General features: G+C 69.4%; 11 protein-coding genes. 5 read left to right on the forward strand and 6 right to left on the reverse strand.

Going from position 1 to position 21160, the window contains the following annotated elements; translation table 11 throughout:
- Positions 1–476: 476 nt before the first annotated feature.
- The 3 genes from ELQ92_RS02680 to ELQ92_RS02690 form a co-directional block, all read right to left on the reverse strand.
- Positions 477–1973, reverse strand: coding sequence for a catalase (locus tag ELQ92_RS02680; protein WP_128497411.1), 1497 nt, complete (start codon positions 1971–1973; stop codon positions 477–479).
- A gap of 55 nt (positions 1974–2028) precedes the next feature.
- Positions 2029–2475 (reverse strand): Fur family transcriptional regulator, encoded by a 447-nt coding sequence (locus tag ELQ92_RS02685; RefSeq protein ID WP_128497412.1) that lies wholly within the window; start codon positions 2473–2475, stop codon positions 2029–2031.
- Between the two features lie 423 nt (positions 2476–2898).
- Positions 2899–4140 (reverse strand): HupE/UreJ family protein, encoded by a 1242-nt coding sequence (locus tag ELQ92_RS02690; RefSeq protein WP_128497414.1) that lies wholly within the window; start codon positions 4138–4140, stop codon positions 2899–2901.
- A 184-nt stretch (positions 4141–4324) separates the two neighbouring features.
- Between ELQ92_RS02690 and ELQ92_RS02695 the strand changes: the two genes are divergently transcribed.
- The 5 genes from ELQ92_RS02695 to ELQ92_RS02715 all read left to right on the forward strand — a co-directional run bounded on the left by ELQ92_RS02695 (position 4325) and on the right by ELQ92_RS02715 (position 14921).
- Positions 4325–4954, forward strand: a complete 630-nt coding sequence (locus ELQ92_RS02695) for a hypothetical protein (RefSeq protein ID WP_128497415.1) — start codon at positions 4325–4327, stop codon at positions 4952–4954.
- Positions 4955–5194: 240 nt separating this feature from the next.
- Positions 5195–8452 carry an immunoglobulin-like domain-containing protein gene (locus ELQ92_RS16445; RefSeq protein ID WP_128497417.1) on the forward strand — a complete coding sequence of 1086 codons (3258 nt, stop codon included), beginning with the start codon at positions 5195–5197 and terminating at the stop codon, positions 8450–8452.
- A 107-nt stretch (positions 8453–8559) separates the two neighbouring features.
- Positions 8560–13947: a glycoside hydrolase domain-containing protein gene (locus tag ELQ92_RS02705; protein WP_128497418.1), complete on the forward strand. Its 5388-nt coding sequence runs from the start codon at positions 8560–8562 to the stop codon at positions 13945–13947.
- Positions 13948–14083: 136 nt separating this feature from the next.
- Complete coding sequence (locus tag ELQ92_RS02710; protein ID WP_128497420.1) at positions 14084–14329, forward strand: heavy-metal-associated domain-containing protein; 246 nt, start codon at positions 14084–14086, stop codon at positions 14327–14329.
- A 148-nt stretch (positions 14330–14477) separates the two neighbouring features.
- Positions 14478–14921, forward strand: a complete 444-nt coding sequence (locus ELQ92_RS02715; RefSeq protein ID WP_128497421.1) for an MmcQ/YjbR family DNA-binding protein — start codon at positions 14478–14480, stop codon at positions 14919–14921.
- A gap of 146 nt (positions 14922–15067) precedes the next feature.
- On the opposite strand, the gene ELQ92_RS02720 is transcribed toward ELQ92_RS02715, so the two are convergent.
- The 3 genes from ELQ92_RS02720 to ELQ92_RS02730 form a co-directional block, all read right to left on the reverse strand.
- Positions 15068–18166 (reverse strand): M14 family zinc carboxypeptidase, encoded by a 3099-nt coding sequence (locus tag ELQ92_RS02720; RefSeq protein ID WP_128497423.1) that lies wholly within the window; start codon positions 18164–18166, stop codon positions 15068–15070.
- Positions 18167–18573: 407 nt separating this feature from the next.
- A complete protein-coding gene (locus tag ELQ92_RS02725; RefSeq protein WP_243694827.1) occupies positions 18574–19731 on the reverse strand; it encodes an acyl-CoA dehydrogenase family protein in 1158 nt (385 codons plus the stop codon).
- A 180-nt stretch (positions 19732–19911) separates the two neighbouring features.
- Positions 19912–21159 (reverse strand): acyl-CoA dehydrogenase family protein, encoded by a 1248-nt coding sequence (locus ELQ92_RS02730; RefSeq protein WP_128497426.1) that lies wholly within the window; start codon positions 21157–21159, stop codon positions 19912–19914.
- Position 21160 lies beyond the last annotated feature (1 nt).

Raw genomic sequence — 21160 nt, forward strand, 5'->3', positions numbered from 1 at the left:
CTAGCGAGATTCGCTGAGTACACTAAAGGTTATGGTGCGAAAGAAGGCGGGCGACGAGCGGCAGCCCCGCCCCCGCCCCCGCATCCGCGAGGTGGGTTTCACCAACTGGTTGAATGCGACGCTCTTCCCGTACATCGGCCCGCCTCCGGTCGGTCCGTACGACCAGCCGCCACTCCCGCCGAGTACGGAGTCGGCGTGCCCCCTCTGCGGCGCCCCGATGTCGGGGCATGTCGTGGATCGATCCGGGCCACGCACGATGCTCCACTGTCCGCGCCCCGTTACCCCGTAGTATCAAGTCGCCGCCGAGTCCGGTGGGGCTGCGAACCTTTCGGGTAGGCGCCGCGCCCCGCCGGCCTCGGCCGCCCTGCCTTCCGCTCGCCTTCACTCCCCCTCACCAAGAACAGCTTTCGAGCGCCGTTCCGCCGGCATACCGGTGGAAGGACGCTCGAAAGCTGTATCTGGGGAGTGAGGGAGGATCAGCGTGAGGCGGGCGCCGGCTCTCCGACGAGCGAGGTGCGCGGCTCGGCGATGGGGGGCAGGGCCTCGGCGACACGGCGTCCGAGGACGACGTCCACGTTGCTCCAGTAGAGCAGGACGCGCTCGCGCAGCTCGGGGATCGTCACCTTCGAGACGTGTCCGGCGATGTTCGAGACGAGTCGGTCACGTGCGGCGTCGTCGAGGACCTCGTTGACGAGCGTGCGCGCCTGCACGAAGTCGTCGTCCTCCGGGTGCAGTGTCGCGGCGGCACGGATGAGCTCGCCGTCGTTCTGCCAGCCACGGTCGTCGCCGTGCGCTGCGGCATCAGCGTGCGGGCCGCCGAAGGAGTTCGGCGCGTAGACGGGCTGCTCGGGCGAGCGGTAGCCGTGGCGCATCGCGCCGTCCTTCGAGTAGCTGTTCGTCTCCGTGTGGGGGCGGTTCACGGGCAGCTCGGCGTGGTTCGTGCCGACGCGGTAGCGGTGCGCGTCCGCGTAGCTGAAGATGCGGGCCTGCAGCATCTTGTCGGGGCTCGCGGCGATTCCGGGGACGAAGTTCGACGGCGCGAACGTCGCCTGCTCGATCTCGGCGAAGTAGTTGCCCGGGTTGCGGTCGAGTGTCATGCGGCCGACGGGGATGAGCGGGTAGTCGCTCTTCGGCCAGACCTTCGTGAGGTCGAATGGGTTGAAGCGGTACTCGGCGGCGTCCGCGTACGGCATGACCTGGACCGAGAGGTCCCAGCTCGGGAAGTTGCCGGCGTCGATCGCCTCGTGAAGGTCGCGGATGTGGAAGTCCGCGTCCTCGCCGGCGATCTGGTCGGCCTGCGCCTGCGTAAGGGTGTCGTGGCCCTGGGCGGTGCGGAAGTGGTACTTCACCCAGAAGCGCTCGCCCTCGGCGTTGATCCACTGGTACGTGTGCGAACCGAAGCCGTCCATGTGCCGCCACGACGACGGGAGGCCGCGGTCGCCCATGAGCCATGTGACCTGGTGGGCCGACTCGGGCTGCAGGGTCCAGAAGTCCCACTGCATGTTGTGGTCGCGGAGGTGGCTGCCCGGAAGACGCTTCTGCGAGCGGATGAAGTCGGGGAACTTGATCCCGTCCTTGATGAAGAAGACGGGAGTGTTGTTTCCGACGAGGTCGTAGTTGCCCTCGCTCGTATAGAACTTGATCGCGAACCCGCGCGGGTCGCGCCAGGTGTCGGGGCTGCCGAGCTCGCCGGCGACGGAGGAGAAGCGCGTGAGCAGCTCGGTCTCGACGCCGGGCTGGAAGAGTGCGGCGCGCGTGTACATGCTCACGTCGTTCGTCGTCGTGAACGTGCCGAACGCTCCACCGCCCTTCGCGTGGACGACGCGCTCCGGGACCCGCTCGCGGTTGAACTGCGCGAGCTTCTCGACGAGGTAGTGATCGGTCAGCGCGATGGCGCCGTCCGCTCCGACGCTCTGCGAGTGCTGGTCGCTGCCGACAGGTGCTCCGGAATTGGTGGTGGTGTGGTTGGTCACAGAGGGACTCCTGGTGTCGGGGATGGTGATGGGTCGGAAACGATATGGGGTCGCATCATGCGACGGGGGAGGCGACGGGGGTCTCGGCGACCGTAGCGCAATCGGGGCAGACGCCCCAGAAGTTGACCTCGGCGGTCGCGATCGTGAAGCCGCTCGTCGACGAGGGGGTCAGGCACGGTGCGTGACCAACGACGCAATCGACGTCCTCGATCGCTCCGCACTCGGTGCAGACGACGTGGTGATGGTTGTCGCCGAGGCGGCGCTCGTAGCGTGCCGGCGATCTCGCGGGCTCGATCCGGCGCACGAGGCCGGCGCTTGCGAGAGCGGACAGGATGTTGTGCACCGACTGGATGGAGATATCCGGGTCGACGTCGCGCAGCAGCGCGTGAATGCTCTCGGCATCGGAGTGGGGCGCGTTCTCGAGGAGCTCGAGTACCTGCAATCGGCCCCGCGTCACGCGCAGGCCAGCGGCGCGGATGTCGGCGGAGAGATCGGAGGGCATGACCTCACACTAGTGGGTAATCGTGAATGACTCAAAATAGGCGCCCGGCGTGGCGGCTGCGTAACCCCAGCCAGGGGACGCCGATCGGAGGAGAATCGCCGCACGACCGCGCAGTCCCAGGCCCGTCCGACCACTGAAGACCGAGGCCACAAACCGGCCAGATCCCTCAGCTCGACCATCTCCGCCGATCCGAGCAGCCCAAGCAGGTTTACGGCACCTACAACGCGCTGGCGGCGATCGCCTATCTCCTGCGGTCGATCGATCCCGACTCTGACTGGGCCGCGTACGCCGCAACGCAGCTTCGTGACTTCCCGACTTCGGAAGGACTGACGGTCGCATCGCTGGGCGCGCCTGAGGAGATCGCTGGGCGCGCCTGAGGAGTGGGGCTATCTCGGACTGTGGCGATCGTGAGCCGAGTGCCCGTCACTCCCAACCGAAGACGCGCTGCACGAACCAGACGACACCGAAGAGCGCGACACCCGCACTGAGCAGCCCGCTGACCCACCGCGCGACGCTCGGCGCGCGGCGACGCAGGAGCACGAGGAGTGGGAAGACGACCAGGATGATGGCCACCTGGACCGCCTCGATGCCCACGTTGAAGACGAGCAACGACCAGAGCAGTGACCACGACCACGCCTCGTCGATGCCGAGCGCGGACGCGAAGCCCATGCCGTGGATGAGGCCGAAGACGAACACGACTCCCAGGCGGATCCAGCCGGCACGGTCCATCCCGAGCGGTCCACGCGGCGGCGCCTCTTCCTCGGTGTCACTGCGTCGACGCCACAGCCGGACGAGCGGCCAAGCCGCGACGATCGCGATCGAGAGGGCGATGATCGGCTCGATGACCGCAGCCGGGAGCGTGAAGACCTGGAGCGCCGCGAGGATGAACGTGATCGAGTGCGCGATCGTGAAGGCCGTCGCCGCGAGGACGATCTCCCGGAGGCGGCGCGAACCGGCGATGAGCGCGAGCAGGAACAGCACGTGGTCGATGCCGAAGAGCAAGTGCTCGGCGCCGAGCACGAAGAACTCCCAGAGCCGTGTCCCCGCGCTCTGTCCGACCGAGAACTCGGGGTTGTCGGCGTCGATCACGGCGCTGCCCGACTCGTCCCCGAGGTCGTAGGTCAGGATCGTCTCCGTGCCGCGAACGTACAACTCGTCGTCCGGGAAGAGCGAGGACGTGACGGTGAGTTCCGCGCCGCCCTCTCCGCACGCGGCGTCGAGCGACAGGACGGCGTAGGGAACGCCCTGCTGCTCGGTGATCTCGTAGCCGCCGTCCTGGGAGAGCGCGCACGCTGCACCTCCCGACGACACCGTGAAGCGGTCGGCGACGTACGCGAGCGCCGTGTCGGCGTAGGCGTCGAGAGTCGTCGCCTGCTCGGCGGCGTCGCCGTACTCCCACGCCTCCGTGCCCTCCTGGAAGAGCGGGTCGACCTGTTCCGCGTCGGCGGCGGAGACGACGAACAGGTCGTACTCGAGCTGCAGCTCCACGTCGAGATGCCCCGGTGCGGAACCCTCCGCGACGTCCGCGTAGACCACGGAGGAGATGCCGTGAGCCGAGGCGGGCGCCGCACCGAGACCACCGATGCCGAGCATCGCGGCGCCGACGGCGGCGGCCCCGGCGAGCAGGCCCGTGATGTGGCGGCGGTGGGGACGGCGGGATGTCATGGTTCTCCTTCAGGTGACGCTCGGACGGTCGTCCCGAGCCCCACGGCACTCTGTCGTCGATCGGTGAACGGATGGCCAACGCGGGGCGAACGGGAGTGGTCATCGGTCACCGACCGCGCCGCCGTTCACCCCCCGGTCACCCTCCGGCCACCTCGCGGCCGCCGGTTGCCTGTTCACTGTCGCGGTGCCGACCACTTCCCACCTCTTCCGGAACGCAGCCGCCCTCACCGTGACGGCCGTGCTCGCGGTGGCGCTCACGGGCTGCGTTTCCGACGGCTCGGCACCCCCGCCGGTGGCACCGAGCAGTGCCTCCGAGGTCGTTCCGGTCCCCGGGCGTACGATCCCCGCCGTGCCGCCAGCCGTCCCAGATCTGCGCGGGTACCGCATCGCCGTGGTGGTCCCCGATGACTCGAGCGCCTCCGACACCCTGCTCAGTTCGGCACGCGCGTTCGCATCGACGAGCGGCGCGGAACTCGTGGAGTTCGCCGCCGACACGGAGGGCGATGACCCGGTCGGAGACGCGTTCGCGGCGGCCATCGGCGCCGACGCGGATGTCGTCGTCGGTCTCGGCGAAGGCGTCATCGGCGTGTTCGACTTCGAGACGGGGAAGATCCTCGATCAAGAGGTCCTCGTCATCGGCGGTCAACTGGCCGAGCCGACGGGGAACGTCACAGCCGTGATCTGGCCGGGCGCCACCGCTCGAGAACCGACCGACGACGAGAGCGTGACGGTCGCTCGGGGGATCGACGCGTTGAGCGCCGGCATCATGAGCATCCGCGACGGCGTCACGGGTGTCGTCTTGAGCCTCGGCTGATGGATCGCGAGCGGGTTTGGCGCGAAGTGGATGCTCGCCGATCGGTCGAGCCCCACGCTTCACGCGCGAGTCACCCGTCGTTCACCCGGCGGCCGTGTCGCGGTCACGAGGAGCCCCAAAGGTTGCAGAGGGTGCCCGGACGGCGCCCCATGACACACCCATCCCTCCCGAAACTCACGATTGGCTTGTGACATCTTGCTGACAACCGAAGCGAAGCCGCGGTCAGCGGCGGAGCAGCGCATGAACAGGAACGCGAGACGCGGCATCGCCGGTCTCCTTCTCCTTTCCCTCACCACCGGAGGCGCCGCCATGGCGAGCCTGCCGGCCGTCGCCGCCACCCAGACCGTGACCGCCGCCGCCGTGGGCGTCGCCGCCGAACCGGTCCGCCTCCAGGCCGAGGCCTACACGAGTGACAACGGCAACGGTCTCAAGAAGGAGACCTCGAGCGACTCGACCGGCGCCTCGCTCGGCAACGTCGGCGGCACCTGGGACGGTGGCGAGCTCACGTACGACAAGGTCGACTTCGGCTCGGCTCCCCTGTCGTCGCTCACCGTCCGCTACGTCAACAACTCGAACCGCGTCGGTGCGAACCCGTCGCTCGACTTCTACATCGACGAGAAGACCGACGAGAACAAGATCGCCACCGCGGCGCTTCCTGTCACCGGCGACAACTGGCAGGCGTACAACACGACGACCGTCGACCTCGCGACCGAGCTCTCCGGTGAGCACACGCTCATCGTCGTGATGAGCGTGACCGCCGACTCCGGCCACCCGTTCGCCGGCAACTTCGACTACTTCGAGTTCGCGGCCGCGCCGCTTCCCGAGTCGTACCTCACGTCCGCCGACTCCTGGTCGTACTCCGACAACGGCACCGACCCGTCCGGTGACGGATCGCTGTCGTGGACGACGGCCGCGTTCGACGACTCGGCGTGGAAAGAGGGCGTCGGTCCCTTCGGCTCCAAGCGCGGCGCCGCGGACCTGGGTGGCGGATTCGTCGCCAACACGCTGATCCAGTATGCGAAGACCGGCTCGTCGAACACGATCGAGACGTACCACTTCCGCAACGACTTCGACGTCACGGCGGGCGAGCTCGCGCAGATCGAGTCGCTCCAGGGAACGGTCACGTATGACGACGCCGTGCGCGTCTACGTCAACGGCCAGAAGGTCGCCGGCTTCGTCGACGACCGGGTCAACGGTGCGGCAAACCAGAACCTCACCTACGCCGGTAACAGTGGCGGCAACCCGGTGACGAGCACCTTCACGGTTCCCGCCGGCGTGCTCGAGGCCGGAGAGAACACGATCGCGATCGCGCTCTACCAGGACCGCGAGACCAGCAGCGACAACTACCTCGACCTGAAGGCGCTCGCGCCGGTGGTGCCGACCCCGGCTCCCACCGAGGCGACGATCTCCGACCTCGTGCTCGGCGTCGGTTCGACCGAGGCCGAGCGCACCCTGGCCTGGTACTCCGACGTGGACGTCGCTCAGGTCGCGCAGATCGCCAAGAGCTCCGACGTCGTCGACGGCGCGTTCCCCGCGTCGGCCCGTGTGATCGAGACGACGAAGGCCGGCGCCACGACGAGTGGCGAGTTCTTCCGCGACGCCACGCTCGACGGGCTCGAGGAGAACACCGAGTACTCCTACCGCGTGGGCAGCGCCGACATGGGCTGGTCGGACGTGTACACGTTCCGCACCCAGGCGTTCTCCGGCGACTTCTCGTTCTTCTTCTTCGGGGACCCGCAGCTCGGCGCCTCGGGCAATGTGGAGAGAGACGCAGCCGGCTGGCAGGACACCCTCGAGGTCGCGACGCAGAGCTACCCGGACGCGGAGCTGCTGTATTCGTCGGGTGACCAGGTGAACACGGCCACGAACGAGAGGGAGTACGAACTCTTCCTCCAGTCCGACCACCTGCGCGAGCTTCCGTTCGTCGCGAACAACGGAAACCACGACGTCGGCTCGAAGGCCTACGAGCAGCACTTCAACCTTCCCAACGAAGACCTCACGGCGGGTGCCGGCTCGGCCACGTCGTCGGGTGGCGACTACTGGTTCATCTACAAGGACGTCCTGTTCCTGAACCTCAACTCCAACAGCCGCGACTACAGCTCGCACTATGCGTGGATGGACAAGGTCATCGCCGAGCAGGGCGACAAGGCGAAGTGGAAGGCCGTGGCGTTCCACCACTCCCTCTACTCCGTGGGACCGCACCAGGACGACGGCGACGTGATCGACCGACGCAACACCATGCCGGAGAAGATCTCCGAGCTCGGCATCGACCTGGTCCTCATGGGTCACGACCACAACTACGCCCGCACCTACCTCATCAAGAACGGCCAGAAGGCTGATGAGAACGAGGTTCCGGCCGCGGTCAAGGTCGAGGCGAAGGACGGCGAGGTCATGTACGTGACCGCGAACTCCGCCAGCGGATCGAAGTACTACGACACCGAGAACCCCGGCGCGTGGTGGGCATCCGTCTGGAACCAGGAGAAGGTGCGCAACTACACCGTGCTCGACGTCACGGACGACGAGATCTCGGTCCGCACGCTCCGTAGCCAGCAGAACGGCGCCGAGAAGCCCGTGAACAGCGTCGTGGACGAGGTCACGCTGACCAAGGATGCGGCTCCCGAGCTGACGGTGCCCGAGGACGGCGACATCGCCAAGGGCGCCGAGTTCGACCCGCTCGACGGGGTCTCCGCGACGGACAACGTGGACGGCGACCTCACCGAGGCGATCACGGTCTCCGGATCGGTCGACACGGCGACGGCCGGCGAGTACACGCTGAGCTACACGGTCGAGGACGCGCGTGGCAACGTCACGACGGTCGAGCGCGTCGTGACCGTCGTCGCCCCGGACCCGACGGACCCGACCGACCCGACGGATCCCACGGACCCGACGGACCCGACGGATCCCACGGACCCGACGGATCCCACGGACCCGACGGATCCCACGGACCCGACGGATCCCACGGACCCGACCGACCCGACGGATCCCACGGACCCGACCGACCCCACGGACCCGGGCACGGACCTGCCCGGAACGGGTGAGCCGGGCACGTCGCAGCCGTCGTTCACTCCGGCACCGCCCGTGTCGGACGGCTCGGACCTGCCGGCCGATCTCCGCGACGCCGTCGACGCGACGGTCTCCGGACGCACGGTCAGCATCACCGGTCTCACCGCCGGCGAGTGGTACTACGTCTACGTCTACTCGTCGCCGACGGGACTCGGTTGGGTGCAGGCCGACGCGAGCGGCGGCGCGACCGCCATGCTTCCGAGCGGCCTCGACGCCGGCGCGCACCGGCTCGCGGTGCTCGACGACGCGGGCACACTGGTCGGTTGGGGACAGTTCGTCGTCGCGGCAGCGTCCGACCCCGAGGCCGGGGACGACCTCGCCGTGACGGGTTCGGATGCGGCCACCGCGTGGGGCTTCGCGTCCCTCGCCGCGTTGCTCCTCGCCGGCGGCGGCGCCCTGCTGATCACTCGTCGCAACCGCGCAGCCCAGAGCTGACGCACCCGGCCGCCGGGGACCGGTTCCCACCGGTCCCCGGCGGCCCTCCGGGCGATTCGCCCACCTTTGCCGCGCCCCACCAACGCCCCTCGGAGAACCCGCCCAGCATGTCCACGTCATCCCGTTCCCTCCGCCTCGTCGCCGGAGGACTGCTCGCAGCCCTGCTCGGCTCCGTGGCCGCCCCCACGACCGCGACGGCGGTCGAACCCGCCGCGGTGAGCGCCGCGGCCACCGACTTCGCCGCCCTCGTGAACCCCTTCGTGTCGACGGAGGACGACTTCGGTCAGGATCTGCCGGGTGCCGAGGCCCCGAGCTCGATCGTCAAGATCAACCCGATGACGACACCCGGCCGTTCCCACAGCGGATACGACTACGCCGAGGACCAGATCGCCGGGTTCACACACACCAACCTCGACGGGGTCGGCGGATCGGGCGGCGGCGGCGACCTGCTCGTCGTGCCCACCTACACCAGCTACACCGGAGTGCCGACGACGGCGTCGTACGCGAAGGACTACAGCCACGACGCGGAGGAGGCCGAGCCCGGCTACTACGGCGTGGAACTCGAGACCGCGAACGGCCCGATCCTCGCCGAAGCCACCACCGACGTCCGCACCGGCCAGGACCGCTACACCTTCCCGAAGGCCGGGAGAGCGTCGCTCGTCGTCGACCTGCGCAACAACTTCACGCGCCGGAATGACGCATCCATCGACGTCTCGAAGCTCGAGGACGGCCGCGTCGCGCTCTCGGGGAAGGTCGGCGGCCACTTCAACGGCTACGACTACGCGATGTACTACTACGTCGAGACGACCAGTGCCGTGTCGAACACGCGCACGTGGGGCGCCTCGGGCGCCCTCGGCTCGGCGTCCCATCAGGACGGCACCAACCTCGGTGCGATCCTCGACTTCGACGTCGACGCGGGCGAGCAGGTCGGCTTGAAGGTCGCGATCTCGCCGATCAGCGCAGCTCAGGCGAAGACCGACCTCGCGGCCGAGATGAACGACCGCTCGTTCGAGGACGTCCGTGCGGACACGAAGGCCGACTGGAACGAGATCCTCGGGCGCCTCGCCGTCTCCGCCTCGGAGACGAGCGACCCCGACGGCGACCTCGCGAAGCTGTTCTACACGCACCTCTACCGCCTCTTCGGGCAGCCCGTGAACGCGACGAGCACGAGCGGTACGTATCGCGGTCTCGACGGTGAGATCTACGAGGCCGACGGGTACACCCACTACGACGGCTGGGGCACGTGGGACGACTTCCGCAAGTTCGAGGTCCTCGCGATCGGGTACCCCGAGGTCTTCCGCGACCAGGCGCAGTCGCTCGTCGATCTCTTCGGCTCGTTCGCGAAGAGCGGTAAGGACTCGCTGTCCGGTGCCGTACACTCCGTGCCGACCGTCCGCTTCGAGCGTGCGGCCGTCGTGATCGCGGACGCTGTCGCGAAGGGAGCGGAGCTGCGCGGGCTCGCGGATGCGTGGCCGGCGCTCGTCTCCCAGTCGGCCGGCGGCTACAGCAACCCCGACAACGTGAAGCGCGGCTACATCGCGAACGAGGTCGACGACACGCTCGGCGCAGCGTACGACGACACGGCGCTCGCGACGATCGCCGACGCGCTCGGGAAGACGGACGAGGCGCAGAGCTTCCGCTTGCGCGCCGCGAACTGGACGAACCTGTACAAGGACGACGCCGTGACCGTCGCCGACGGCGACACCGTCGGCCTCGTCTTCCCGAAGGACGCGAACGGTAACTGGGTGAACGCGAATCCGGAGGCGTTCGAAGCCGGCAACGTCTACCAGGGCACGCTGTGGCAGTACAACTGGACGGTCGCGAGCGACATGGGCGGCATGATCGACCTCATGGGCGGAGAGGACGAGACCCTCTCGGCGCTCAGCTTCATGTTCGGGGAGCAGGCGCCGAACGACGGCGGCCGCATGCTGTTCTCGAGCGCGAACGAGACCGACCTGCAGGTGCCGTACCTCTTCAACTACGTCGGTGCACCGTCGAAGACGCAGAAGTGGGTGCGCGACCTCTACACGAAGGAGACCTGGAACCGCTACATCGCGACCGGATCGACGGGCGAGTATCCGACGAGCGGCGGCGAGTTCCGTCCGCCGATCAAGACGAAGGTCTACAAGAACGCCCCGCAGGGCTTCCTGCCCACGCAGGACAACGACACCGGCGCGATGTCGGCGACGTTCGTCGCCGCGGCGCTCGGCCTGTACCCCGTTCAGGCGGGCTCCGATGAATACCAGATCGGCACGCCGTTCTTCGAGAACGTGCACATCAGCTACGAGTCGGGCCGCTCGTTCGACATCAGCGCGAACGGCGTCTCGCCCGACGACTACTACATCCAGTCGGCTGCGCTCAACGGGCAGGACTTCGAGCGCACGTGGATCACGTACGACCAGCTCACGGCCGGCGGCGAGCTCGCCTTCGAGATGGGTGACACCGCGTCCGAGTGGGCGGCCGACGGTGTGGCCTCGTCCTCGCTGAGCGACGTGCTCCCGAGCTCGGTCTACGACCGGACGGGCGCGATCGCCGTCTCCTCGCGGCTGTTCTCCGAGTCGGATGCCTCTGACGGCTCCATCGGGAACGAGATCGCCCTGACGCTCGCCAATGGCACGTTCGCCGGCAAGAACGGCGACGACCTCGCAGCGAACGGTGCGATCTCCGCCGCGAACCTGCCCGCCGGGCTGAGCCTCGTGGCGAAGCGCACCGGTGACCGCGGCGTCGCCCTGTCCCTCGCCGGCCAGGCCGACGACCACGGCACGCTCGACAGCATCGACGACCTCGAACTGAGCATCGCCGACGCGGCGTTCAGCCGGAAGCCGTCGACCGGGTCGCGCGAATTCGCGTTCAAGGTCACGTTCGACGGCGCCGCGCTGCAGGCCGAGGACACGACGCTGACGGCGTCCGCCGACGGCACGGTCGACACGACGGTGGCGCTCACGCTGAGCGGTGCGACGTTCGCCGGAGCCGCGGGACGCGACCTCGTCGCGGACGGCGACCTCGCGGTGCCGGGACTCCCGGACGGGATCAGGGCGACGGCCGTGAAGCGGAACGACGAGACGGTCGATCTGCGACTGCTCGGCTCGCTCGGTGACGCCCAGCGCGCTCAGTTCGCCCTCGCCTTCACGGACGCGGCGCTCTCCGGAGCGCGCGCCACGGAACTGAGCGGCGACGGCATCTCCGGACTCGGTACCTTCACGATCGCGGTGGACCAGCAGTGGCGCGCCAAGCTCACCGCCCTCGTCGAGGAGGCCGACCTCGTCGTGGAGGGCGGCTACACGGCCGGCTCGTTCGCTGCGTTCAGTTCGGCGCGAGACGCGGCGAAGGCCGTGCTCGCGGACGAGAAGGCGACGGACGAGCAGCTCCAGTCCGCCTACAGCACGCTGAACCGCGCCGCCGCGGCGCTCACGATCGCCGACACGTCGGACGAGGTGCGCCTCGGCGACACGCTCTACGGCGAGGTCCTGTTCGACGACGACTTCTCGACGGATCGCTCGGCCGAGTACACGGTGTTCGGCGACGTGAGCGAGTCCTCCGCGGACGTCTCCGTGGACACCGCGTCCGGCACGCTCACGGCGAAGGCCGACGGGCGCCGCTTCAGCCACGTCGCCCTCCCGGTGAGCGGCGGGGAGGACTTCGCCCTCGTCGTCGAGCCGAAGAGCTTCGCCGGAACGAAGGCTCCGGAGGACAGTCTCTTCATCGGTCTCACCGACGGGCCCACGAACCGCGCGCACAGCTGGTTCAACAACACGCGCGCCGAGACCGGCATGGACTTCTGGGTCGACGGTCAGGGCAAGGACAGCGGTGCCGGTTCGCTCACAGGAGTGCAGTGGAACCCCGGCGACCGGTTCGCGACCGTCGTCGCCGACGGCGTGATCACGTCGTGGATGGAGGAGGACGGCTCCTGGCGGAAGCTCCGCTCGGGTGTCCTCACCTCCGCCGTGACCGTCGAGCAGCTCGCCGCATGGGATCCCACCCTGAGCCTCCGACTCGACACGGGAACGATCGAGATCGACCGCGTCACGCTCCTCGCGGCGACCGAGGCCGCTCCGGTCGAGCCGGTGCGGATCGAGGCCGAGGGCTTCACGGGGTCGAGCGGCGGGACGCTCGTGGCGGAGGGCGCGAGCCCGTCGGGCAACGTCGGCGGCACGTACGACGGCGGTCGACTCACCTACGCGGACGTGGACTTCGGCGCCGGGGAACAGAGCACGCTCACGGTGCGCACATCCACCCGGGATGAGCGCGTCGGCGCGAACCCCCGTCTCGAGTTCTACCTCGACGAGCCGACCGAGGCGAACAGGGTCGCTGACGTCGCGCTGCCGAAGACCGGCGGCTGGGGCAACTACGTGACCACGACGGTCGACCTCGAGAAGCCCGTCTCCGGACGTCACACACTGGTCGTCGTGATGCACTCCGACCCCGTTGCCGGACAGCAGTACCAGTACGTCTCCAACCTGGACTGGTTCGAGTTCGCGCCCGCCGAGGGCGAGGTGACGCCGGCGGACCTCACGGAGCTGCTGGCCGCCATCGCGGACGCGCAGACGGTGGTGGAGCAGGAGGAGCGGTACATCGCGATCGACTTCGCCGCGTTCCGCCGGGCACTCGACGCCGCCGAGGACGTGGCGGCGACGCCGGAGGTGCGCCAGGACGAGGTCGACGCGGCGCTGCGGATCCTGACCGCTGCGACCGATCAACTCGAGTGGAAGGTCGTGCGTCAGCTCCCGGGGCTCATCGCGGAAGCCGAGGCGATCGACACGGCGCCCTACACGCCCGAATCCGTCGCGGCCCTCGTCACGGCGCTCGAGACGGCGCGCGCGGTCGAGGACGGCGCATCGTACGAGACGTACGTCGGTGCGTTCGACGGACTCCGCGCGGCGATCGACGGGCTGACGGAACCGACGGACCCGACCGATCCCACGGACCCGACGGATCCCACGGACCCGACCGATCCCACGGACCCGACGGACCCGACGGACCCGACGGACCCGACGGACCCGACGGACCCGACGGACCCGACCGATCCCACGGGCCCCGGAGCGCCCGCGTTCACGCCGTCCGTCCCGGCGGAGTCGGGTGACGACCTGCCGGAGGCGCTGCAGGACCGCATCACGGTGTCGGTCTCGGGGCGCGTCGCGACGCTCGGTGGACTCGCTCCTGACGCCTGGCACTACATGTACGTGTACTCGGAGGCGACCGCCCTCGGATGGGTGAAGGCGGACGCTGAGGGTGGCGCGACCGTGACGCTCCCGGCGAGCCTCGAGGCAGGCGAGCACCGGATCGCCGTGCTCGATGCGGATGGCAACCTCCTGGGATGGGCTGAGTTCACTCTCGCCGGCGACCAGGACGGTGCGGGTCAGGGCGGTGACGGCGGCCTTGCCGTCACGGGAACCGATGCGGCAGCCGCCTGGAGCGCGGGAGCCCTCGGCCTCCTCCTCCTCGCCCTCGGCGCGACCCTCGTGGTCGCGCGACGCCGGAGGAGCGCCGCGAACTGAGCCGCAGCGGCTCACGCCGCCCCCGGACCGACATGCGGGTCCGGGGGCGGCGTTGTCCGTCGGGGTGGGCGAGCGTATCGTGGATGCCCCAACCCGGTATTCGGACGACGGATGCCCCGATCGGCGAGGTGGCCTCATGAGCTCCACACACGAACCCGCTTCCCCTGTGCACGAGCAGTACCTCGTCTCGGGGATGACGTGCGATCACTGCGTCCGCGCCGTCACCGAGGAGATCTCCGCGATCGACGGTGTGGAAAGCGTCGGCGTCGACCTCCACGAGGGTGGCGTCTCACGTGTCGACGTCGTCAGCACGCGTCCCCTCGCCGCGACCGACGTCGAGGCCGCGATCCTCGAGGCCGGTTACTCCCTCGCTAGCGCCTAACCCAAAGGGCTACTCCCGCATGAGGGCTACAGATAGACGTGGCGCCCTCGCTGCCGGTCTGTAGCCCTCGCTCCTCCCGAGCCGCGCGCTCTGCGACTCCTGCGCCGACGCCGTGGTGGACGTCGGTGGTTCGGAGTAGCGTCGCGGCATGGAACGGCAGCACCCCATGCTCTTCGAGGAGGGCGACCCCATCGTCGAACGCGTGCGAGGGCTGTGCGCGCCGTATCCCGAGTCCGCTGAAGTGATGGCATGGGGCCGGCCCACGTTCCGGGCCGGGAAGAAGATCTTCGTCACCCTCGGTTCGTCGATGAACAGGCCGCACTCGATCGTCGTGAAGCCCGAGATCGAGGAGCGCCGGGCCCTGATCGAACTCCCCCGAGTCTTCATCCCTCCGTACTTCGGCCCGGGCGGGTGGATCGGTATGGACGTCGATCGCTCGGCCGAGACCGATTGGGCACTCGTCGCCGAGTTGATCGACGCCTCCTACCGCCGGGTCGCGCTCAAACGGCAGATCGCGGCTCTCGACGCGCACCCGGTCGTGCCCGTGGTCGACGCATCCTCGGTACGGCACGCATCGAGGACGGTGAGGTGACCGTCGGCCCTCCGGGGACGCGGCGGGTGAAATCGTCGGGGTCACCGCGGGGCCTGACGAGTCGACAGCGACGGGCGATGCGGGGTTCTGCAAACGACGATGAGGGCGCCACCCCGGCGGGGTGGCGCCCTCATCGTGTCGTGCGGCTACTCCGCGGCGGCGCGCATCCGCTTGGCCGCGACGAGGCAGGCGCCGAGCAGGAGCAACGCACCCGCGAGACCGACGAGCGGGAGCGGGTCGTTCGCACCCGTCACGGCGACGTCATCACCAGGAGCGGCCGGACCGGCGCCGTCCGGATCGGTCGTGCCGGGCTCGTCCGTCCCCGGCTCGCCCTCGCCGGGCTGCTCGCCCGGCACCTTACCGGGAACCTCGACGGCGAGCACCGTGATGTCGTCCCAGCCGATGAGCACGCCCGCGGCATCCTCGACGGCGACGCGGTGGACTTCCGCCGTCGTGTCCGCGGGGATCGTCACCTCGAAGGTCCCGGCGGCGGAGACCGTCCGCGTGCCGAGCACCACCGGCTCCGAGAAGAGCGTTGTCGCGAGTTCCTGCCCGGCGAACGCCGCATCGACCGTCACCGTGATGGTGTCGCCCGCCGTCGCCTCTTCGGGAACGCTCACGCCCGTCTTGGTGTCGTCCGTGAGGTCGTCCTCCGTGATCGGCGGGACGACGGCGGTGCCCGGACCGGCTGCCCAGTAGAGCGCCCGTGCGATGTCGCTGAAGGCTCCGACAGGGTGGTTGCGGAACGTCGGCGACGTGCCGAAGAGGAAGAAGCGGGAGCCCGCCTCCGTCTCCGAGGAGACCGCCGATGCCTGCCCGGCGGCGTCCACCGTCGAGCGTCCGGGGGAGGTCGCCCAGTGACCGGACACGAACGTGTCGGCGGCGTACGACTGCTCCACCGTCACGCCCTCGCCGAGTGCCGAGAACCACGTGGCCGGGTAGATGAACGCCGTGTCCTGCGCGCTCGGCCCGAACAGGCTGCCCTCGGGGGTGTCGACGCGCACGATGCCGTTCGATCCGCTCGTGCCCGTCGTCGCGGTGAGCTGAGCGAGGCCGTTCGTGACACCGAAGGTCGCACCGCCGCTACCGCGCGCCACGACGTCGCCGCCGCGGGCGAGGTAGGCGCTGAGCGCCGCCGCTCCGGCCGACTGCGCCGGCGTGAATGCGAGGTTGCCGCCGAGGAACAGCACGTCGAGCGTCGACAGGTCGACGGCTCCCGACGTGAGCAGCGCGGCGCTCACGAGCACGGGCTCGTCGATGCCGAGCTTCAGCAGGACGTCGCGGTCGTCCGTCGTCGTGTAGCCGACGGCGAGTGAGCGGAGCGAGGTGGTCGTCTCCTCGCGGAGGGCGAGTCCGTCGGTCGCGGCGAAGTCGACGCCGAAGAGCGACGCGGCCTCCTCGGCGGCGGCGCGGCTCGCCGCATCCTTCCCGAGGACGACCGTGCCGTCGTCGAGCTGCGAGAGCGGGATCCCCGCGTCGAGCAGCGCCGTGATCGCCTGCCATTCGGCCGTGCCGCTCGGCTCGAGCGAGAGGTACGGGCCACCCTCGGCGACGGAACCCCCGAGGTCGGCGGTCGTCACCGGCTCGACGGTGACCGAGAGGGCCGGGTCGGTCGTGTTCCCTACCGAGACGACGTCGGCCCCCCAGAGGAGCGAGAGGCTCCACGCGGAGATGTCGTACATGCTGTCGATCCGGTCCGAGATGTCGGTGCCGTCGGCGAGCAGCACGTTCGCGAGCCCACGCAGCGGCTGGTGCATGTCCACGAGGAACGTCCCGGCCCCGTAGGTCGTGCCGCCCGCCGTGAAGGGCGCGGTGGCGCGCGTCACCTCGATGTCGTTGACGAGGAGCTGTTCGACGAGCTGCTCGGCGTCGGAGCGCGAGCGCTGCGAGCCGTCGACGGGGATGACGTAGGCGCGCGGGAACGTCGCGTTGTAGATGTCGGTCTCGTCCCAGATGTCGGTCCACTCCGTGGGGACTCCGGGCTCGAGGTCATCGGCCGCGATGTCGGCGGGGATCGGGGTCTGCTCGGCGCCCGTGATGCCGCGCTCGAAGATCTCCATCTGGTTCTCGAGCAGCGGGTCCCGGTTCTCGACGACGTAGTCGATGATCGAGTCGATGACGACCTCGGCCACCTCGGTGTCGACGGCGGAGTTGAACTGGTTCTGCGCCGGGTTGTTGTTCACACGACCGAGGGGCAGCTCGACGGTGTTGGTGATCGCGCCCTGGTAGGCGACGTACTGCGGGGCGAAGATGGGGGGCCAGTCGTCCCAGCCCGACCGGATGTCGCGGTAGGGGATGAGGATCTTGCCGGTGTTCTCGGTCGTCGGTCGACCCGTGCCGTCGTCGTAGGTGTTGCCGGGGATGTCCGCGGCGACGACAGCCTCCTCGACCGCGAGGGCGGCGGAGTAGGCGTGCGGCAGGAAGAGGTCGTACTCGTAGTTCTCGCCGTGGGGCGGTCCACACGGCTCGACCTGGAGGATGCCCGTGTACCCGTGGATGTCCACGAAGTACGTCGGCTGGATGAGGCCCGTGATGTCGCGGAGTGCCGTCGTCGTGTTGGTCGCGTTCGTGATGAAGTCGCGGTTCGGGTCGTAACCGTTCGCCGTCGCGCGCGTGCCGTTGAAGCGGCCGTCGGGGTTGGCCGTCACGGTGAAGTAGAGGCGCGTCGTGTCGAGGAGCTCGGCGACCTCGGGGTCAGCGGCCGTCTCGACGAGCTGGTCGATGTAGTTGAGGGTCGCGTCCGTTCCCTCCCATTCGTTGCCGTGGATGTTCGCGTTGAACCAGATCGGCAGCTTGTAGCCCTCGGCGATCGCGGCGTCCTGGGCTGCGGCGGTCGGAGCATGCTTGATCGCGTCGCGCCAGGCGGTCTGCTGCGCGGTTTCGGTCGGGGTCTCCGGCGCGGTCACCGTCACGAGGTAGAGGTCGCGGCCCTGCTCCGACTGGCCGATGATCTGCGCGGAGACGTAGTCGCTCTCCGCCATCAGATCGTTGAGAGCGGGAGCGATCTCGGCGTAGGGGACGGCGCCGCGGTTGATGGAGGCATCGGTGGGGTCGGCGGGATACTCCGTGAGCGTCGGCTGCACCGGGTAGCTCGTGGGGAGCGCGACGCCGCCGGTGGTGCGGACGATGGGAAGGGATGGAGCGTCGAGGACACCCTCAGCGGCGGTTGCCGCTGGGGCGGAGAGGAACACGGCCGTTGCGGCAACGATGACGCTGCTCGCTCCGGCCACGACACGATTGAGCACGAAGGCTTCTCCGTTTCGAAGGCGCGATGGAACGACGGAACGACGCACTCGTACGTCGATGGATGCGCCGACGGCGGTGCGTTCGGTGGCCGGAATGGCCGGAGGGAGGCTGTGGCTTCACCGTACGGTCGCCATGTTTCACCGGTGTGTCGGCCGAGTGACTCGTGGCGACCGGCGTACCCCCAGAACGAGGGGTCGGTCGGCGGATCGGTGCGTGCACGGCGGGCTGGGTGAGCGAATCGTTGCGTACGACGCCTCGATCCTGAATCGATAGCGCGTCGTCCGGTCCCGGTGCGTCGGTCCTGCGGGCGCCACAGGGACCCCGCCATCCGCGCGAGGGGGGTGGTTCGGAGCCGAGGGCGCCACGTCTAGGTGGCGCCCTCAGGCGGGAGTAGCCCTTTGGGGGGTCAGGGGGTGGGGAGGGCGGTGCCGATGGACCAGATGAAGGGAGGGGGCGTTCCGTTGATCGACCAGTCGCCGACGATGCGCGCCTTGTAGACGACGGGATTGTGCGAGGCGACCGTGCGGGCGTTCCGCCAGTGCCGGTCGAGCCCCTTCGCGCGACTCGTCGCGGAGGCGCCGAGCGTGTTGAAGACGAGGGTCGCGGCGCGCGGGACGGACTCCGAGAGCACGACTTGCGCTTGAGCCGAGCGGATCTCCGCGAGCACGTTCGCCGCGAGGTCCTCCTCGGTGTCCCGCAGGTGCGCCGTGTCGGCGGCCCCCTGCACGGCCTCGGCGACGCCGCGGACGAGGGCGAGCGCGGTGTAGGCGACGGACGAGATCTCCCCGACGACGGCCTGGATCTGCGCGTCGTCCCGCACGAGCGATGCGACCCCGTGGCTGTACACGCGCGTGCGCTCGCGGATCGCCCGCGCGGTTTCACGCTCGGTCGCGGCGGCGATGCCCGCGAGGACCGCGAGCAGCACGAGCTGGTACAGCGCCGTCTGGTAGCGGAACCGGTCGTCGAAGAGCGAGACGTGCGCCTCGTCGACCTCGGCGTCCGTGAACACGATCGTGCCGGTACCCGTGAGCTGCTGGCCGAAGCCGTCCCAGTCATCCGAGATCGCGACGCCCGACTGGCCCGTGCGCACGAGCACCGTCACGGACTCGCCCTCCCGATCGGCGGTCACGTCGGTCCACTCCGCGAAGATGCTGCCCGTCGTGTAGAACTTTCGGCCGTTCAGGACCCAGCGATCGCCTCGCCGCTCGAGCCGCGTCTGCGAGGAGCCGATCGCGCCGTTGCCCGTCTCGCTCCACGCGTTGCCGACGATCTCGCCCGCCGCGAAGCGCCGCAACCACACGTCGCGCTCGCCGCCGGGAGTGGCCTGCAGCCGGTCCTCGACGAAGGCGATGTGCCCGCGGAAGATCTGCGGGAGATTCGCGTCGGCAGCGCCGAGCTCGATGAGGACCTCCGCGAGCTCGGGGATCGTGAGGCCGTCGCCGCCGAAGTCCGTCGGCACGCGGAGGCGACCGAAGCCCGCGTCGACGAGCCACCGCACGGGCTCGAACGGGAGGACATGCTCCTGCTCGCGCGCGACGGCGCCGTCGGCGATCCGCGCGAACACGGGTCGCAGTCGCGCGAGCACCGCGTCGAGCGGGGTCGCGCCGGTCGCTGAGCGAGCATCGGCCGCTGAGCTTGTCGAAGCGCCAGGAGCTTCGTGGTCGCTGGGCCCTTCGACGGGCTCAGGGACAGCGCGGCCAGGTTCCGAGGTCGATGTGGTGTGCCTCTGCTTCATCGCGAGTCCCTACGTGTAGAGCGAGATCGGTTGGAGCTCGCCGTTGAGCACGAACGCGCCAACCTCGAGCTTCTTGTAGTCGACGGGGTCGTGGAGCGAGTGCGTGCGCACGTTCCGCCAGAAGAGATCGAGTCCCGTCGAGGCCTTCGCCGAGCTCGATCCCGTGATCTCGAAGATGCGGTTCGCGACCTCGATGCCGACCTCGGTCGAGACGACCTTGAGTTTGGCGATCTCGATCGCGATCTCGCCACGGATCTCCGCCGTCACGTCGTGGCCGAGCGCGATGACCTCGTCGAACGCGCGGCCCGCGCGATCGGCGAGCGCCTCGACCGCGGCGATCTTCGACGCGAACTCGCCGACCACGCGCTGCACGAACGGGTCGTCGCGGTACGTGTCGGCGATGCTCAGGAACCACGCCGCCGGTCGGGCACGCGTGATGTCGAGTCCCTGCGCGAGCGCCCCCTCCGCGACCCCGAGGTAGAGGTTGCCGAAGGCGAGCTGGATGCCCGGGGTGATGAGGGTCGAGAACGGCTCATCCGTCCCCACACCGAGGATGTCGGCGGGCGTCACGGCCACGTCGGTGAACCGCACGGAGCCGCTCGCCGAGAGGCGCTGTCCGAGCGCATCCCAGTCGCCGAGGTACGTCACGCCGTCACGATCGTGATCGAGCGCGAAGAAGAGGAAGCGTCCGTCGAGCTCTCCGCCCTTCACGATCGCGTTGACGAGCACGACGTCGCCCGCCGACGCTCCCGTCGAGAAGCGCTTGAGGCCGTTGAGCCGGTACCCGTCGCCGTCGGGGACGAGTTCGAGGTTCGGGTCGGTCGGGTTGACCGAGTCGCCCCAGATCCAGCGCCCCTCGACGGTCCGCCGGTACCAGTCGGCGCGCTTCGCGGCATCGGTGTTGAAGCCGATGTTGCCCGAGTTGATGTAGTGGTACGCGAGGATCTGGGCGATCGAGGCATCCGTCCGCGACAGGATGCGGACCACGAGGAACGCCGACTGCCAGTGGCCCCCGCCCCCGCCGAACTCGGCCGGATCGAGGAGGTTCACGAGCCCGCCCTCGCGGAGGAGGTCCAACTCCGTCGTGGGATCGAGGTTCGCGCGGTCACGGGCGAGGGCGTCCTCGCCGAGTGCCGCGGCGACGCCCTCGGCGACGCCGCGCCAGTGGGCGAGTTCCTCGCGCGAGGCGGTTCCGCTCCAGGGGGATCGTGTGGTCGTCCGTGAGGCATCGACCGTGGGGGTCGTCGTATCGGTCACG

It is taken from the genome of Labedella populi (assembly GCF_004078655.1).
Lineage (GTDB): Bacteria > Actinomycetota > Actinomycetes > Actinomycetales > Microbacteriaceae > Labedella > Labedella populi.

Bases quoted from the DNA above. Each gene is read 5' to 3' on its own strand.
- ELQ92_RS02685 (WP_128497412.1), bottom strand. From the start codon at position 2,475: ATGCCCTCCGATCTCTCCGCCGACATCCGCGCCGCTGGCCTGCGCGTG.
- ELQ92_RS02690 (WP_128497414.1), bottom strand. From the start codon at position 4,140: ATGACATCCCGCCGTCCCCACCGCCGCCACATCACGGGCCTGCTCGCC.
- ELQ92_RS16445 (WP_128497417.1), top strand. From the start codon at position 5,195: ATGAACAGGAACGCGAGACGCGGCATCGCCGGTCTCCTTCTCCTTTCC.
- ELQ92_RS02705 (WP_128497418.1), top strand. From the start codon at position 8,560: ATGTCCACGTCATCCCGTTCCCTCCGCCTCGTCGCCGGAGGACTGCTC.
- ELQ92_RS02710 (WP_128497420.1), top strand. From the start codon at position 14,084: ATGAGCTCCACACACGAACCCGCTTCCCCTGTGCACGAGCAGTACCTC.
- ELQ92_RS02715 (WP_128497421.1), top strand. From the start codon at position 14,478: ATGGAACGGCAGCACCCCATGCTCTTCGAGGAGGGCGACCCCATCGTC.